Origin of the sequence: Paenibacillus sp. UASWS1643 (assembly GCF_008693195.1) — a bacterium.
Classification (GTDB): Bacteria; Bacillota; Bacilli; order Paenibacillales; family Paenibacillaceae; genus Paenibacillus; species Paenibacillus amylolyticus_B.
The window spans coordinates 111320-127230 of record NZ_VXKZ01000104.1 but is presented as its reverse complement, the minus strand read 5'-3'; the positions used below and the strand labels follow the sequence as shown (position 1 = coordinate 127230).

16 protein-coding genes are annotated in these 15911 nt (G+C 45.7%); 3 read left to right on the top strand and 13 right to left on the bottom strand.

Going from position 1 to position 15911, the window contains the following annotated elements; translation table 11 throughout:
* Position 1: 1 nt before the first annotated feature.
* From carA to pyrR, 4 genes are all read right to left on the bottom strand, one after another.
* Positions 2–1144, bottom strand: a complete 1143-nt coding sequence (gene carA / locus FE296_RS11275) for a glutamine-hydrolyzing carbamoyl-phosphate synthase small subunit (protein WP_062835434.1) — start codon at positions 1142–1144, stop codon at positions 2–4.
* Between the two features lie 436 nt (positions 1145–1580).
* The gene (locus FE296_RS11270; protein ID WP_124116034.1) at positions 1581–2885 is read right to left on the bottom strand and encodes a dihydroorotase; all 1305 of its coding nucleotides are present in this window, start codon (positions 2883–2885) and stop codon (positions 1581–1583) included.
* Positions 2886–3011: 126 nt separating this feature from the next.
* The gene (locus FE296_RS11265) at positions 3012–3923 is read right to left on the bottom strand and encodes an aspartate carbamoyltransferase catalytic subunit (protein WP_036614815.1); all 912 of its coding nucleotides are present in this window, start codon (positions 3921–3923) and stop codon (positions 3012–3014) included.
* Entirely contained in the window at positions 3923–4486 is a 564-nt protein-coding gene (gene pyrR / locus FE296_RS11260) for a bifunctional pyr operon transcriptional regulator/uracil phosphoribosyltransferase PyrR (RefSeq protein ID WP_017687330.1), read from the bottom strand. Before pyrR ends, FE296_RS11265 begins: the two co-directional genes overlap by 1 nt.
* A gap of 710 nt (positions 4487–5196) precedes the next feature.
* On the opposite strand from pyrR, the gene FE296_RS33255 reads away from it, so the two are divergent.
* Both FE296_RS33255 and FE296_RS11255 read left to right on the top strand, forming a co-directional pair.
* Entirely contained in the window at positions 5197–5571 is a 375-nt protein-coding gene (locus FE296_RS33255) for a YhgE/Pip domain-containing protein (RefSeq protein ID WP_223868842.1), read from the top strand.
* A gap of 46 nt (positions 5572–5617) precedes the next feature.
* A complete protein-coding gene (locus FE296_RS11255) occupies positions 5618–7873 on the top strand; it encodes a YhgE/Pip domain-containing protein (RefSeq protein ID WP_223868841.1) in 2256 nt (751 codons plus the stop codon).
* A gap of 90 nt (positions 7874–7963) precedes the next feature.
* Here FE296_RS11255 and FE296_RS11250 read toward each other — a convergent pair whose 3' ends face one another.
* From FE296_RS11250 to lspA, 8 genes are all read right to left on the bottom strand, one after another.
* Positions 7964–9268, bottom strand: coding sequence for a DUF6080 domain-containing protein (locus FE296_RS11250; protein ID WP_124116032.1), 1305 nt, complete (start codon positions 9266–9268; stop codon positions 7964–7966).
* Between the two features lie 31 nt (positions 9269–9299).
* A complete protein-coding gene (locus FE296_RS11245) occupies positions 9300–9620 on the bottom strand; it encodes an EamA family transporter (RefSeq protein ID WP_317889411.1) in 321 nt (106 codons plus the stop codon).
* A complete protein-coding gene (locus FE296_RS11240; RefSeq protein WP_197997836.1) occupies positions 9607–9897 on the bottom strand; it encodes an EamA family transporter in 291 nt (96 codons plus the stop codon). Before FE296_RS11240 ends, FE296_RS11245 begins: the two co-directional genes overlap by 14 nt.
* A gap of 26 nt (positions 9898–9923) precedes the next feature.
* On the bottom strand, positions 9924–10556 hold the full coding sequence (locus tag FE296_RS11235; RefSeq protein ID WP_150364981.1) for an HAD family hydrolase: 633 nt from the start codon (positions 10554–10556) through the stop codon (positions 9924–9926).
* Between the two features lie 18 nt (positions 10557–10574).
* Positions 10575–11465: a decaprenyl-phosphate phosphoribosyltransferase gene (locus FE296_RS11230; protein ID WP_150365008.1), complete on the bottom strand. Its 891-nt coding sequence runs from the start codon at positions 11463–11465 to the stop codon at positions 10575–10577.
* A 202-nt stretch (positions 11466–11667) separates the two neighbouring features.
* Complete coding sequence (locus FE296_RS11225) at positions 11668–12921, bottom strand: LL-diaminopimelate aminotransferase (RefSeq protein ID WP_150364980.1); 1254 nt, start codon at positions 12919–12921, stop codon at positions 11668–11670.
* Between the two features lie 110 nt (positions 12922–13031).
* Positions 13032–13994: an RluA family pseudouridine synthase gene (locus FE296_RS11220; protein ID WP_411860576.1), complete on the bottom strand. Its 963-nt coding sequence runs from the start codon at positions 13992–13994 to the stop codon at positions 13032–13034.
* Positions 13987–14481, bottom strand: coding sequence for a signal peptidase II (gene lspA, locus FE296_RS11215; RefSeq protein WP_150364979.1), 495 nt, complete (start codon positions 14479–14481; stop codon positions 13987–13989). The genes FE296_RS11220 and lspA overlap by 8 nt, the downstream gene beginning before the upstream one ends.
* Positions 14482–14703: 222 nt before the next feature.
* Between lspA and FE296_RS11210 the strand changes: the two genes are divergently transcribed.
* Positions 14704–15441: a TraR/DksA C4-type zinc finger protein gene (locus FE296_RS11210; protein WP_150364978.1), complete on the top strand. Its 738-nt coding sequence runs from the start codon at positions 14704–14706 to the stop codon at positions 15439–15441.
* 31 nt (positions 15442–15472) lie between these two features.
* On the opposite strand, the gene FE296_RS11205 is transcribed toward FE296_RS11210, so the two are convergent.
* Positions 15473–15832, bottom strand: a complete 360-nt coding sequence (locus FE296_RS11205; RefSeq protein ID WP_150364977.1) for a DUF5665 domain-containing protein — start codon at positions 15830–15832, stop codon at positions 15473–15475.
* Positions 15833–15911 lie beyond the last annotated feature (79 nt).

Here is a 15911-nt window from a genome sequence, read left to right as displayed (position 1 = left end):
GTTATTGTGCTCCTTTCACTGCGGCTGCCAATACGGCTTGACGCGGCTTTTGCGGGTTAGTGATCTTGTGCTCGCGAATCATCTCGATGAAGCGGTCGAACAGATAGCTGTTGTCGTAAGGACCCGGGGCTGCTTCAGGGTGATATTGAACCGAGAATGCCGGGAATGATTTATGTTTCAGACCTTCAATGGTCTTATCGTTATTGTTGATATGTGTAACTTCCAGATCTGTACTCTTCACAGACTCTTCATTTACGGTAAATCCGTGGTTCTGGGATGTGATGAAGCAACGTCCGCTCTCCAGTTCTTTCACCGGGTGGTTTCCTCCGCGATGTCCAAACTTAAGTTTTTCGGTGTCTGCTCCTGCCGCAAGTGCGAACAACTGGTGACCCAGGCAGATACCGAAGATCGGGTATTCGCCAAGCAGTTCACTGATCATCTTAACTGCATGAGGTACGTCTTTCGGGTCCCCAGGGCCGTTGGACAGTTGAATGCCGTCCGGGTTCAAGCGACGAATCTCGTCTGCTGTTACATCGTGTGGAACAACAACAACGTCACAGTTACGTTTGCTGAGTTCGCGCAAGATTCCTGTTTTAGCACCATAATCCACGAGCACAATACGCTCAGCCGTTCCCGGACTGTTGTAGACATGTTCTGTAGAAGTCATTGGCACCTGGTTACGCAGCTCGGCAATGGTGGTGTCTCCCATCATCTCCAGCAGTTCTTCCACAGGCTTCGATCCTGTTGTGAGAATTCCCTTCATTGTGCCGTGGTGACGAATCCGGCGAGTCAACATGCGTGTATCAATTTCGCTGATTCCTACGATGCCGTATTCCTTGAGCAGGTTGTCTACGCTGTATTCCGCACGCCAGTTGCTTGGCGTTGGCTCATGACGACGCACAACGAAACCGTGTACGTATGGACGAATCGACTCAAAGTCATCACGCGTAATGCCGTAGTTTCCGATCAGCGGATACGTCATGGTTACGATTTGACCGCAATAGGAAGGATCCGAAAGCACCTCTTGATAGCCTGTAATTCCCGTATTAAAAACGACCTCACCTGTAGTTTCACCTTCAGCACCAAATGCTTTCCCGGTGAACAGTGTGCCGTCTTCCAACAATAATCTTGCCTGTGCCTGCATCCCATTTCACTCCTCTGTGTTTATCAACGTTGAATGGCATTTGGGTTGAACATGGGGGACGTTACGATTGTGCGGCTCCGCGTACAGAAAACCCTTTGATCGCTGTTATCCCCGGATTACTTTTCATCATTTTTCAAATGATATGATCCGGCGATAAAGGCGAACGCTTTGCTTCTTCGGGTCTTTTCTGTCCGCTCCGCAGTTACGTTGGTGTCCAAGTTCAAAATCATGACATTCAACTTTGCTTGTTTCGTATGTTAGACTCTCGGCATGATTTGCCTCGAGTTAGTTGAAAAGATGTTACTGGTAAAAAAGTTATAATTAAGTTTTAGAATTAGAAAGATTTGTTGTTTTATAAAAGTTAAGAATTACTGTTACTGAGTTAAAGAGTTAAAGATATAGAGTTACTAATTTATCAGTTTACTAAATTACCGTTTTACTGTTGTACCGTGTTATGCCACACGCTTTTGCCATCCACCCAAGTTTGTACGGCCCAGCCTTTCAGCTTCCAACCTGTGAATGGTGTGTTTCTTCCTTTGGTGGCAAACGTTGCAGGATCAACCGCTTTTTCCTCGTTCAGGTCAATCATTGTGATATCGGCTGGTGCTCCCTCTTCCAGTTTGCCTGTATCCAGTCGGAATACACGTGCCGGATCAGCTGTCATACGTTTCACCAGGAAGTCCAAGCTCCAAAGTCCTGTTTCCACAAACTTGGTGTACAGCAGCGGGAAGGCTGTTTCGAATCCTACGATTCCGAAAGGTGCCAGCTCCATGCCTTTGGCTTTCTCTTCTTCACTGTGTGGCGCGTGATCAGTTACGATCATATCCAGCGTGCCGTCCAGCAAACCTTCGATACAAGCCTGCACATCGCGTGGTGAGCGCAACGGCGGGTTCATCTTCCAGTTGGCGTCCATGCCCGGGATATCTTCATCCGACAACACCAGATGGTGCGGACATACCTCAGCAGTTACTTTGATTCCGATGGACTTCGCCAGACGAATCAGGCGAACCGATTGCTCTGTACTTACATGGCAGACGTGGTAATGAACTCCGGTTGCTTCTGCAAGCAGGATATCACGACCTACGTGGATGGCCTCGGATTCATTTGGAATGCCTTTGATGCCGTGGCGCTTCGAAAACTCACCTTCCGTCACATATCCACCGACAACCAGTGAATCATCTTCACAGTGAGCGATCACTGGCATATCCATGCTTGCCGCGAGGTTCATGGCATCTTTCATCATTTGAGCGTTTTGTACGCCTACACCGTCATCCGTGAATCCAATAGCGCCTGCTTCTTTTAATGCGGCAAAATCGGTAAGTTCACGACCCAGTTCATTTTTTGTAATGGCTGCATAAGGCAACACTTTAACCAGTTCAGCTTCTTTGGCTTTATCCAGCACCAGCTTCACAACTTCCGCTGTATCTGTTACTGGTCTTGTGTTCGGCATGCAAGCAATTGTTGTAAAACCACCTTGTGCTGCTGAACGGGCACCTGTCTCGATCGTCTCTTTGTGTTCGAATCCAGGTTCACGCAGATGCACGTGCATATCAATCAATCCCGGAATGACCAGTTTGCCTGATGCGTCTGTCACACTTTGCGCTGACTTTTCGGCATCCAGTACCGCTTGGTCTTCCAGACCAACGATCTTTTTAATTTTACCTTCATCTATAATGATGGTTTTCCGTTCAAGTTCCCCTTTTTGGTTCAAGATGTTCGCGTTTTTTATAATCTGTAGCATAATTGCCCTCCGCTTCGGTTCTGTCCGGCTTACCAGGCAAGCCGGATGATTTTCTTTATCGTGTACTCTCTTATTGCTCTATAAGAACTACCGTACCGTCAGCCTATGACCCACAGCCAGACCCTGTTACAGTTTCATCGCACGTTCCATAACCGCCATGCGGATTGGAACGCCGTTTGCCATCTGCGGGAAGATCCGCGATGCTTCACTCTCCACAACCGCGTCATCTACCTCGACATTGCGATTCACAGGAGCAGGGTGCATTATAATGGTGCTTGGTTTTAGGCGTGATGCCCGTTCTTCCGTCAATCCGTAGTGTTCGCGATAATCCTCAGCTGAAGTAATTAAGCCATGTTGATGACGTTCCAGTTGAACACGGAGCATCATGACCACATCTGCATCCAGCGCTTCTTCAAGACCGACATAAGGAGCATGCTCTGCGAGTTCCGGTGCCTGCATCGTTTGCGGAGCACAGAAGCGTACATCTGCACCAAACTTTTGCAGTGCCCACAGATTGGAACGAGCTACACGGCTATGCAGGATGTCACCAATGATGGAAACACGCAAGCCTTTCAGTTCGCCAAATGCTTTCCTCATCGTGTAGAGATCCAGCAACGCCTGTGTGGGATGCTCATTGTTGCCGTCTCCGGCGTTCACGAGTGGTACATTCACTTTCTGAGCCAGTTGTTGCAGAACGCCTGCCGGTTTCAACCGGATCACGCCTGCATCAATGCCCATCGACTCAAGTGTTCGTACCGTATCGTAGATGGACTCTCCTTTTTCCACACTGGATGCGGCTGCCGTAAAGTTCAGCACTTGTGCACCCAGGCGTTTCTCTGCCATTTCGAAGGAGAAGCGGGTACGTGTGCTGTTCTCAAAGAACATGTTCGCAACAAAGCGTGATTCCAGTACAGGAGCCAGTTTCTCTTTCTGTGCTTCCCAGTGAGCCGCCCTGTTCAGAATGGACTCGATTTCTCCTCGACTAAGTTCCTTCAGTCCAAGCAAGCTTCGGTCTCTCAATGCTGTCTGTGTGATCATTATGCTTGCTCCCCCCGGTTCTGAGTGATTTTGACTTCGTCCTGTCCGTCCGTTTCCATGAGTGCAACTTCGATCTCCTCTGATTTGGAAGTCGGCACATTCTTGCCGATAAAATCAGGTCGAATTGGAAGTTCCCGGTGTCCGCGGTCTGCGAGTACAGCCAGCTGAATGTTCTGCGGTCTTCCACAGTCCATCAGGGCATCCATCGCTGCGCGAATCGTCCGTCCGGTATAGAGCACATCATCGAACAAAATCACTTTTTTGTTATGGATCGAAAGTGATTCAGGTGTCATAATCAACATTTCCTTGCGATTCGCTTTATTTTCGTCCAAGCGGTCATCGCGGTAAGGAGTCACATCCAGTTCTCCCCAGGGGACTTTGGCGCCTTCGATTTCTTCAATCTTTGCGGCAATCCGTTCTGCGAGGTAAACCCCGCGTGTGCGGATACCGACCAACACACAATCGTCGATTCCTTTGTTTTTCTCCAATATCTCATGGGCAATCCGTGTTAGTGCGCGGCGGATCGCCGTCTCATCCATAATGACATGTGTCTCTGTGCTCATGCGTTCAGCCTCCTCAGGATTTCCCTTCAGCATCATGGCCCCGTGACGAGGAGAAAAAAAAAGACTCCTTGCCGTGTTTATTGGCAAGGAGTCTCCGAACTTCAGACCGCTCTGAAGAAAGTTTACTCTCGGGGATGCATCGCTTCATTTGCCGCAGCAAAAAAACGATGTATCGTTCACGTTACCTTGCCAGTCTCACGGGACTGATTTAAAGGTGCTATTCATGTCGTTCATATTGCAGGACCTCACAGGGTTCTGTAATCAATATGTCCGTTTGTCTTCATGAATTATGACAGAAAGACACCCCCCTGTCAACACCTCACCATCGCAGGTGAAAACCCTCTGCTACGTTCTTCTTAGAATCAGCAGTTAGGCTGAAAAACATCCATGCACAATACATCTCATTGGTTATTCATAATTATACAACATTTCTGCATATTTATCCATAGGCAAATGAGAAATTTGATATAACCAAAATAAACCTCTAACTATACTTAAGTAGAGACAAAACACTTCTTTTGAGAACAAACGGTGAGTTTCGTTTTAAGCGATATACGAAGGCTCTGAATTAGTACCAAGTGAAATGGGTACAGTTTATAAACATGAACCCATTCATAGATGCTGCAATAATGCCGATATACATAAGATTCACAAATATGCGACATAGAAATAAGATACGCCCTACATTTATGTACATTTAGGAGGAAGTCATGCGTCACATTTGGCACGTTTACAAAACAGACTGGTTACATATTCTGAAGGTTCCCACAGGTATATTTCTAATTGTGGCTATTATTCTACTTCCCGGGGTGTATGACTGGGTCAACGTGAAGTCCGTATGGGACCCGTACAGTAATACCCAAGGGATCAAAATTGCAGTGACAAGCGAGGACGCGGGTGCGACTGTTCAAGGAACCAATATTAATATCGGAGACGAACTGGTATCCAGCCTCAAAAACAACGAAAAGCTGGGCTGGACTTTTGTAGATCGAGCTGAGGCTAGTCGGGGGGGTACAAACAGGAGAATATTATGCCAGCCTGCTCATTCCCGGAGACTTTTCGTCCAAAATTACAGGTATCGTTGACGGAAAGCTGGAACGCCCAGAGGTAATCTATACCGTTAATGAAAAGGTGAATGCCATTGCTCCTAAAATCACAGGCTCTGGTGTATCTGCCATAACAACACAAATCAATGAAAATTTCACTGAAGCCGTCAGTGAGGCCGTTCTAACCAAGTTGAATGAAGCCGGGGTTGAGATTAATTCCCAGCTTCCAACATTACGCAAAATGGAGAATGGCATTTTTACGCTGGAGAAAAATCTTCCGGCTATTCAAGCCGCAGGTCAAAAGGTTCTGGAAGTAGAAAAAGCCATGCCTGAGATTGTAAAAGATGCTCAAAAAATCGTTGAAATTGAGAAAAAACTGCCTGAAATCAATGAAGCAGCACAGTGTGTTCTCAAGGTGCAGGAGTATTGGCCACAAATTAATGATGCGGCTTCCGAGGTGCTGGCTATTCAAGGGCGGATACCGGATATACAAAAAGCGGTAGAACGCATTCGAGAAGTGGATGAAAACTTTGGTCAGGTATCAGATGTCATCCAAACGGCGCTGGATAAAACCAACAAAGCTCTGTCTATCGTAACGGCCGCAGAACAAGATCTGGACAAAGTATCACAAATCGCTGGCAACGGGATTGAGCTTGCAGAGGGATTAAATCAGTTCGTGGATTCCAGTGAAGAAGCGTTCCAGACAATTAGCCCGGCGATCCACCAAAATCTGCTACTGGTGCAGCAGATTACTAACGCTGCAGGAGACGTATTTGCACAATTGCAAAATTCGGATCTTAAAAACCTTCCTACAGTAGAAGATCTCGACCGGATTGCTTCACGTTTAGGGATTGCGGTAAAACTCGTCGACAGTATGGCAGAACTACTCGGCAACATCAATAACCTGCTTCCAAGCCAACCACTTGCCGATAAAATTACACAATTGAACTCCATTTCAGATAAACTTCAGTTGCAAATCCGCTTGGCTGGCATCATCAGTGATGCCATGCGTCGTAATACAACTCCACCGACAGACGTCATCGCTCAGTTAGATACTCTCTCGAAGGACATCAGCAGCGGGATTGGCAATATCTTAAACACCTATGAAAGTGAAATATCGCCTGCACTTGCAGTTGGTGCGGATAAACTCAGGTCTATCCTCTCCACTTCATCAGAAACTCTACAAGGAGCAAAGGATCGTATTCCGGATATTGCTGACATTCTGGCATCTGCCAAAGAAGGGATTATGTTCGGGCAGACCGAGTTGACGAAAATCCAGAGCGAACTGCCCCAAATACAATCGAAGATCCATGAGATATCAGAGACACTCGCGAACAAAAGTGAAGGTTTTATCCAAGCTTTAAACACAGTGTCTTCATTAATTCGAAACGATCTGCCCAAGCTGGGAAACAAACTGAACGAAGCCGCTAATTTTGTTCGTAATGATCTGCCTAATGCCGAGAAACAGATAGGCAAGGCATCCGATTTTGTCCAGAACCAGCTTCCGGAGGTCGAAATAGGAGTACATCGTGTTGCCACGCTGGTACGTGATGATCTGCCAGCATTAGAAAGTGCCATCAGCAAAGCGGCAGACAAACTTCGGGAAGTCGAAGGTAATAACCAGTTTGCCGAGCTCGCCAAACTTCTGCGCGGCGATATCGAAGAAGAGAGTGCTTTCCTTGCAAGCCCAGTGCAAATCAAGGAACAGCAACTTTACCCGATTCCGAATTATGGATCGGCCATGTCACCATTTTATGGCGTGCTGTCCTTGTGGGTCGGCTCAACACTGCTGATTTCTCTGCTTCGTGCCGAAGCTGAGAATCCAGAGGGCAAGTTCCGGGGATATGAGTTATATCTTGGACGCCTCGCTACTTTTCTGACCATTGGGTTGCTTCAGGCGATATGCGTCACCTTGGGAGATATCTTAATCCTGGGTACCTATGTCGTTGATAAACTGTGGTTTGTCCTGTTTGCCATGCTGGTGAGTGCCGTATTTGTCACCATCACGTACACCCTGCTGTCCGTTTTTGGAAATATCGGAAAAGGGATCGCCATCATCTTTATGGTGTTCCAGTTCTCCAGCTCTGGCGGTACGTTCCCAATCAGCATGACATCCCCCTTTTTCCAGGCATTGAATCCGTTCATGCCCTTCACGTATGCGATCAGTCTGCTGCGTGAGTCGGTCGGCGGTATATTGTGGTCTACTGCCATCAAGGATATTCTTTGGTTGTGTATGTTCATCGCGCTGAGTCTCATTGTTGCTCTCGCTTTGAAACGCCCACTCAGCAGTCTCACCAAACGTTCAGCCGAGAATGCCAAGAAGACCAAAATTATTGCTTAACTCATTAGCTGGACACTAATAAGATAAGGCCATTGGACTTTCCATCCCATGGCCTTATCTTATTTCCTTATATGAATCGCTGCATCTTGATTATTTCACTGAGCGTTCCAGTTCCAACTGGTTATAGGATTGTTTGATTGTTGTTAATGTTTCTACATGGCGATAGATGTTGTTACTTGCCGTAACGATAACACATAACATGATCAAGCCTATAACCACTTTTTTCCCCAATCCCGGACGAAGGCTGATGACAAAACCTCCACCCAACATGAAGAACGCAAACAGATAATGCCCCGCATACAGGTACATATCATATTGAAATACAGCCAGACCAAAGCCCACGACTACATGAAGCAAAAAGGCAAACAGAATATATGGCACAAGGGTCCACACTTCTCGTTCACGAATTCCTTTAATGAAGCCCATGAATGCCAGTAGTAAAATAAAGATACCTGTCATCTGCACATAGATTGGATTGGAACGGGATAGATCCGTAACAAAGGCTGCCATGCCCGGGTCCAGTAAATGCATCTTCGGTGTCAGCATCGGATTAATGGTTAACATGTTCAATGCTTTCCAATGAACAGCAAACTGGAATGGCGTTGCATAGCTGGTTCCACCATTTTGAATGCCCAACAGCCAGTTACTAACCCAGCTGCGGCCTCCAAAGGCAACATACTGAATACCAGTTAATACGACGATGATCAGAACCGCCAGTGCCATGATGCCGATGTATTTTTTCAGATTCGCCTTATTACGCCATGCATCCATATTGAAGAATGTGGCAGCAGCAAATGGTACGATATTAGTCGAGGTTAGTCCAAAGTTAATCGACGCAAGCAATGCATTGGGTACATAACGTACGTCCTGACGCTCACGATTATACTGCATGTAAACTACAGAGAGAAGGATAACGAACTGTACATACGGATACGAGTCCGGAATCAACGCAGTATACATCAGGTAGGAACTGAAACCAAACAGTAAGGCGAACAGCAACGGTACGATGGTCTGTTTATCTTCTTTTTGACTCAGGAACAGATAGGCCAACACCACCGAACCCGCATTCACTAGTGATTGCAAGATTAGAAAGAACCAGTTGCCTCCCAGCAGTTTCGCTACAGCCGCAAGGGTGACTGCAAGAAAGGAAATCAGCGGATGGATCACGGAAGAACTGTTGTCCCCATAATACATTGAAGGATCAAAGTTGAATAAATTGATTGGAAACAGCGTCGTATTAAATGGGGTATACTTCCCAAGCAGTTCTGCATTATTTTCAATGTACAGAACATACGAGCCGTTCATTAAACCATAGAACAGAGCAAATCCCGCAAACAGGTAAAAGGCTGTCCAGTTGGCTCTGCGATTATAAAATAAGTAATCTAAAAAGTTCATGCTTTCATTTCACATCCTGATTAATTAAGTTCTAGAACACCAATAAACATAGCCCGCCCATAATACAGGCCACACCCATCCAGCGTAAGGGGCCCACTGTCTCTTTAAATACCAACATCGCAATGATGAGAGTCCACACATATGTTAATGCGTTCGCAGGCAACACTACGGTTAATGGAAGAAACTTCAGCAATACAATATTCAGCAACGCACCCGTTCCGTAGAATCCAAGTCCCATGAGTACATGCAGACGATTGCGACTGGATGCATAAGATTTCAGTCCGGCCCCGCCCAGTGCACCACACAACGTCATGACAATTAATACGGCAACCATCCAGCTATCGATCAACACTGGTTAATGTCACCCCGATTCCAAGCAACACAACTGCTGCCAGCTTCTGCACCGTAATTTCTTCCCCAAGCAAAAAATATCCATAGATTAAGGCAAATACGTAGCTGGCACACATCAGAGGATAAGCAACAGAGAGTTTTTCCAGAGCAAAAGCTTTAATCATCAAAATCGCTCCAAGTCCATAACAAAGAAAACCAACACCCAGGTAGATCCATTCGGTTAGTCCCCATTTCCAGAACAATTGACCCGTTGCTGTCAGAAATGCGGAGACGAGCATCAACCATTTACCGGTATGACGCGATTTTATTTCCCCCACGTTAATGCCTCCATGTCCGGAACACGCTTGTTAATAAAGTATCGTTGACTCACTAGCTGCATGACTGGAAGGTCGGATAAGGAGTCCGAGTAGGAACATGACTGGTCATAATCAATTACCATATTTTTCTCATTCAGATAAGCCTGAATTCGGCGTACCTTCTCTTCCCCTTTGCAATTGCTGCCATCAATTCTGCATGTGTAACCATTCTCATGTCGGACAAGTTCAGTTCCAATTACATGATCCACCCAAGGAAAGTTTTTAAAGTATTTCATATAGGCATGCGGAGATGCGGTTACCAGCAAGACATGATAGCCTGCTTCTTTACGATGTTGCATCTCTACACTGGCCTCGGCAAAAATGGATGTACGCAAGCGGGTATCAAAGAAATGTTCGAGATCTTTTTCAGACATACGCTCAATTTCTTGAAAGTAGGATCGTTTGACTTGTTCAACCGTCATGAAGCCTGCCTTGAATAACACGGTATGTAATGCAATGACAGGTAATCTCCATACCTGCCACGGGTAACGGCGAACACCGTAATGCACAAATTGAAACATGGAATCACTGCGTATGATCGTTTTATCAATATCAAAAATTGCGACTTTCGTGCTTTTCACCCTGATCCCCCTCAGCCTTTATTCAAAGATTGCAAAGATTGTAACAACACTTATCACATACAACATAACCGTAATTAATATGGGCTTGTCCTCAAACAGCACACGATCGGGCGAACCTCCCTGGTTCTTCATGTGGATCAGATACAGGTAACGGAACATGCCGTAAATGACTAATGGAATCGTCCACATGAGATGAATGGTTCGATCTGAAGTGAATGTGAACAGGGAATAACTGATAATCGTAGCTGTCGTCACAATCGTATTGAATTGATCCAGTAACGTAATGGAGTAGTTATCCAAAACCTTACGATGTGATCCCGTATTTCCCTCAAGCAACGTAAGTTCATTTCTGCGTTTGCCAATGGCCAGAAATAACGACAACAGCATTGTACAGATCAAAAACCACGGTGTGAACGGCACATGGATCAACACACCACCTGCAATGGCACGAAGTACAAACCCGGCTGCAATGGTCATCATATCCAGAATAACGAGATGTTTCAGCACAAATGAATACGATACATTCAACATGAAATAGACGATACATAACACCCCGAATAGAGGGTTCATCATGAAAGCCGTTCCTACGGAAAGGATTAATAGAATAATGCCAAACAACAAAGCATGACTCGGATTCACCTGCCCAGAAGCCATAGGACGATACTTTTTCACCGGATGCTGTCGATCCCTGTCCCTGTCTACAAAGTCATTTAAAATATACACACAGCCTGCAACAAGGCTAAATAGAATAAAACCGAGCAACGTCGCAAGAATGGTTTCAGCCCGAATCTCCTCAAAAGAGAATAATAACGCAGCAAATAACAGCAGATTTTTAGTCCACTGTTTGGGTCTTAACAATCTGAATAATCCTGACACTGTACTGCCTGTTCCTGTAGCCGGTGAAGACACCGTACTTGTTCGTGATGATAACAATTGTAATAACTCCCTTCAAAAACAAATTCTGTATATAACAAATAACGTAAAGATCTAATCATATGTTGCTTGTATAATTTTGTAAAGGGAGTAAATGAAAAAAATCTAATATGGGCATAAAAAAGAGACCGTTTCCGGTCTCTTCGTTAGTACGTGATTTAACTATTGGGTAATGCGATTAAAATTCAAATTGTACGTCGCTCAGTCGACGTTTGATTTCAGCAATAACACGTTTCTCTTCTTCTTCACCCTTCGCTTCAAAGGTTACGGAGAAACGAACAAAGTTACCAGCATCATCCCAAGGTACGGATGAGATCAGTTTCTCACGGATCAGGAATTGGGAGAAATCTTCGCCGGATTCGAAGCGACGTCCGCCAACCACTCCTTTTGGTGCTTCTACATACAGGAAGAATGAACCTTTGGGTTTTTCAGCCTGGAAGCCCAGTTCATTCAATGCGGCAACGAGCATGTCGTGACGACGGGAATATTTCTCTGCAATTTTTTCCGTAATTTCAGGGTGATTCAATCCATAAGCAGCAGCCTTTTGAATCGCGATGAACTGACCGGAGTCATTGTTGTCCTTCACGTCGCTGAATGCTTTGACTACAAGCGGGTTACCCGCTACGAATCCGATTCTCCAACCTGTCATGTTGTAGGACTTGGATAAAGAGTGCAGCTCTACGCCGACATCCTTCGCTCCAGGTACCGACAGGAAGCTGAACGGTTTTTTGCTATCATACGTTAATGCTGCGTATGGAGCATCATGTACAACCACAACATTGTATTTCTTAGCCCATTCCACGACTTCAGTGAAGAACTCCACCGTCGCACTTGCGCCTGTCGGGTTATTCGGGTAATTCAGGTAGAGCAACTTCGCACGTTTTGCGATGTCTTCCGGAATCACCGTCAGATCAGGCAGGAAGTTGTTCTCTTTCGTCAATTGAATGTTGAACACTTCTCCACCCAGATACTTCGTATGTGTACCCATAACCGGGTAACCTGGAACGGTCATGATCGTCACATCACCCGGATTGATGAAGCATGAAGGCATCATCGCCAAAGCCGGTTTGGAACCAATGGAGTGCACGATTTCAGTATCTGCATCGATACCTTCTACGTTGAATACGTTTTTCAGGTAAGAAGCAGCAGCAGCTTTGAATTCAGGAATACCATTGTCGGCATAACCACGGTTCTCAGGTCTGGAAGCTTCTTCTGCAAGTGCAGCTACAATGCCTGCATCAGCCATTTCATCCGGTTCACCTACACCAAGGTCAATCAGTTCCACATCAGGAAAATCTTTTTTGGCCGAAGCTTTGGCACGTTTGATTTTCTCGAATTTATAAATGTTCGTGTCTTTACCATAGTTGGAGCCACCGATACGGTCGGCAAAATTAGTCTGAATGTAAGTTTCTTGATATTTATCGATACTCATAACGTTGTTCATCTCCTCATTTGACGCAAATTTCTACACTTTAATATGAAGCATTTGCGTGATCAAAGCCATGGACAAAGTATCCGAACATTTGTACTTTCTTGGAGCTGTTAACGACTGCGTAGCGAGGCAAGCACGTCTTCCATATCTTGCGGAATCGGAGCTGAAAATTCAAGGTATTCTCCCGTTGTTGGATGCACAAATCCAAGAATAGCCGCATGAAGAGCCTGTCCTTGCATTTTGATGCCTTTATTCCGTCCATAAGTTGGATCTCCTACAAGCGGGTGACCAATAAATTTCATGTGAACCCGAATCTGGTGAGTACGTCCTGTCTCCAGTTTCAATTCCAGCAAGGTATAATCATTAATCCTCTCTGTAACGGTAAAATGCGTAACGGCATGTTTACTGTTACGTTCCGTGACCGTATACATTTTGCGGTCATTGGTATCCCGTCCAATCGGTGCATCAATGGTCCCCTGATCATGGTTAAGGTGACCATGAACAAGCGCAATATACCGTCTGTTCACCGTATGGTCCTTCAACTGAGCAGCCAGTGATGCATGAGCACGATCGTTCTTGGCAGCCATGATTAGGCCGGATGTATCCTTATCGATACGATGCACAATACCCGGGCGCAACTCCCCATTAATACCCGAGAGGTCTTTGCAGTGATACATGAGTGCATTAACGAGGGTACCCGACGTATGTCCTGGTGCCGGATGCACTACAAGACCACGCTGTTTGTTAATCACGATCAGGTCGCTGTCTTCATATACCACTTCCAGCGGAATATCTTCGGCAACGATCTCAACGGCAGCCGGTTCAGGAATCTGTAGTTCAATCAGATCACCTTCGGATAACTTGGCATTGGCTTTGACAACAGCACCATTTACCGTAACCATCCCGTCTCCGATCCACAATTGAACCTGGGAGCGAGATACGTTATCCACAGCTTCCGTAATATATTTGTCAATTCGTTCTTTTTTATGTTCAGCGGCAACTGTCCATTCCATACGTTCATTGCCATTCATTAGTTCTTCGTCGTTAATCTGTTCCTGATTCGGATTACTCATGATGTTCATTCCCTTCAATCTTCGCGGCTGCTTTTTCGCGCCGTCCTTCAAGCAACGTCTCCACAATGATCAACGCTACACCGATGCAGATTGCCGAATCGGCGATGTTAAAAATGGGAAACGTATAACTTCCAAAATTAAGTTGCACAAAATCTACAACTTCTCCGGTTAATGCCCGGTCAAGGAAGTTGCCAATTGCTCCACCAAGCACCAAACTAAGCGCCAAAGGCAGCAATTTGTGCGGGGTATCTTTTACCTTTTGCAAATACCAAATCAAGGCAACGACCACAATCAACGTAACCACGATAAAGAACCAACGCTGGTCTTGCAGAATGCCAAATGCTGCTCCTGAGTTACGATGTGATGTGATGACAAAGAAATTGCCAATGACCGGAATTTCTTCTCTGAGTTCCATCCGGGTTGCAATCAGATACTTGGTTCCCTGATCCAATAAAAATACGATAAAAGCGAGGATATAATACACCACGTTTGTTTGTCACTCCGTTCTTGTCTTTTCCAAACGATACCAGGCTTACGCCAGACTTGTTTATTGTAGCACAGCTGTTTGGAAATCGTCCACGACGTGGCTATATCACAATGCTTATGGCAAAAACGATAACATTTCCCTTCTGTAATCTTGCCCATAATGGCACATCCTACAATAGAGTCAAAATCCGGATTCCAGCATGAAATCAGAAAGGGGAAAATCATGTCACATTTTACTACCGAACAACTGCAATTTTTACGTTCCCAACTGATGTCCGATAAGCGCGATATTGAACATAGACTTTCGGAAAACGAGCATTATGGCCTTGGAGACTCCCTTAAACTACAGACAGGTGAGTTATCACCGATTGATAATCATCCTGGTGACATAGCTACGGAGGTGTATGAACGCGAGAAAGATATTTCCCTGCTGGAACATGATGAATTCCAATTGGAACGAATCGATTCTGCACTGCACTCCATCGAAGAAGGACATTACGGTACATGTGCGGTCTGCCAGCAACCCATCCCTTATGAACGCATGGAAGCTGTTCCCTACACCAAATACTGCAAAAAACATCAACCGGAAACCGTTGTCTCCGAAAACCGTCCTGTAGAGGAAGAGTTCCTTGCCCCGGCATTTGGTCGAACCAGTCTGGACGAGCGTGATGATCAAAATGGCTTCGATGGTGAAGACACCTGGCAGATTGTTGAAAGCTGGGGCACATCGAACTCACCAGCCATGGCTGAGGGACGCGATATCGACAGCTATGATGTTATGGCGATTGAAGCCACCGATGAAGTAGAAGGCTGCGTTGAAGCGTACGAAAGCTTTGTTGCCACGGACATCTATGGTCATGACGTCTCCATCGTGCGCAATCGGCAATATCGCCAGTACCTGGAGAACCGTGAGGGCGAGGGTCTGTTAGAACCGGATATGGAGACGGATGAAATGTACTAAATGCACTTTGATATCTTTCACCTTTAATCTCTTAGTAGGTGTTCATATCCAGCTGACGCTGGACAATGCGCACAATATCTGCGATGTAATCTCCAACAATGGGAAGATTGAGCGCCCCAAGTAGCTGCAAAACGTAAATAATCGTTGCTGCGAAAAAGGTAAACCCAATCGCAATCCCCACACCTCGTGCGGCTCCAGACAACAGGTTAAGTCCGATCAATTTCCATGGTCTGTTCAGCAATTCTGTGTATTGCGCTATTCTTGAACGTTCCAGTTCATTAGCCAGACGGTTCGTCAGGGTATGTAACTCTTCAATTTTGTCATGGGAATTGAGATTATCTGATTTTGATTGTTGTGAAGTGGATACGGTTTGCTTGTCATGTTCGCTCATGTTTTGGTCAGTTCCTTTGATCAATATAGATTGACTGCACTATAGATCATTGCCTTTTTGCCTAAAAAACAAACGAGCC

Coding starts and splice junctions, on each gene's coding strand:
- FE296_RS11240 (WP_197997836.1), bottom strand. CDS start 9,897: ATGCTCGTCTCCGCATTTCTGACAGCAACGGGTCAATTGTTCTGGAAA.
- FE296_RS11265 (WP_036614815.1), bottom strand. CDS start 3,923: ATGATCACACAGACAGCATTGAGAGACCGAAGCTTGCTTGGACTGAAG.
- FE296_RS11205 (WP_150364977.1), bottom strand. CDS start 15,832: ATGAGCGAACATGACAAGCAAACCGTATCCACTTCACAACAATCAAAA.
- FE296_RS11225 (WP_150364980.1), bottom strand. CDS start 12,921: ATGAGTATCGATAAATATCAAGAAACTTACATTCAGACTAATTTTGCC.
- pyrR (WP_017687330.1), bottom strand. CDS start 4,486: ATGAGCACAGAGACACATGTCATTATGGATGAGACGGCGATCCGCCGC.
- FE296_RS11250 (WP_124116032.1), bottom strand. CDS start 9,268: ATGAACTTTTTAGATTACTTATTTTATAATCGCAGAGCCAACTGGACA.
- FE296_RS11270 (WP_124116034.1), bottom strand. CDS start 2,885: ATGCTACAGATTATAAAAAACGCGAACATCTTGAACCAAAAAGGGGAA.
- carA (WP_062835434.1), bottom strand. CDS start 1,144: ATGCAGGCACAGGCAAGATTATTGTTGGAAGACGGCACACTGTTCACC.
- FE296_RS33255 (WP_223868842.1), top strand. CDS start 5,197: ATGCGTCACATTTGGCACGTTTACAAAACAGACTGGTTACATATTCTG.
- FE296_RS11220 (WP_411860576.1), bottom strand. CDS start 13,994: ATGAGTAATCCGAATCAGGAACAGATTAACGACGAAGAACTAATGAAT.
- FE296_RS11210 (WP_150364978.1), top strand. CDS start 14,704: ATGTCACATTTTACTACCGAACAACTGCAATTTTTACGTTCCCAACTG.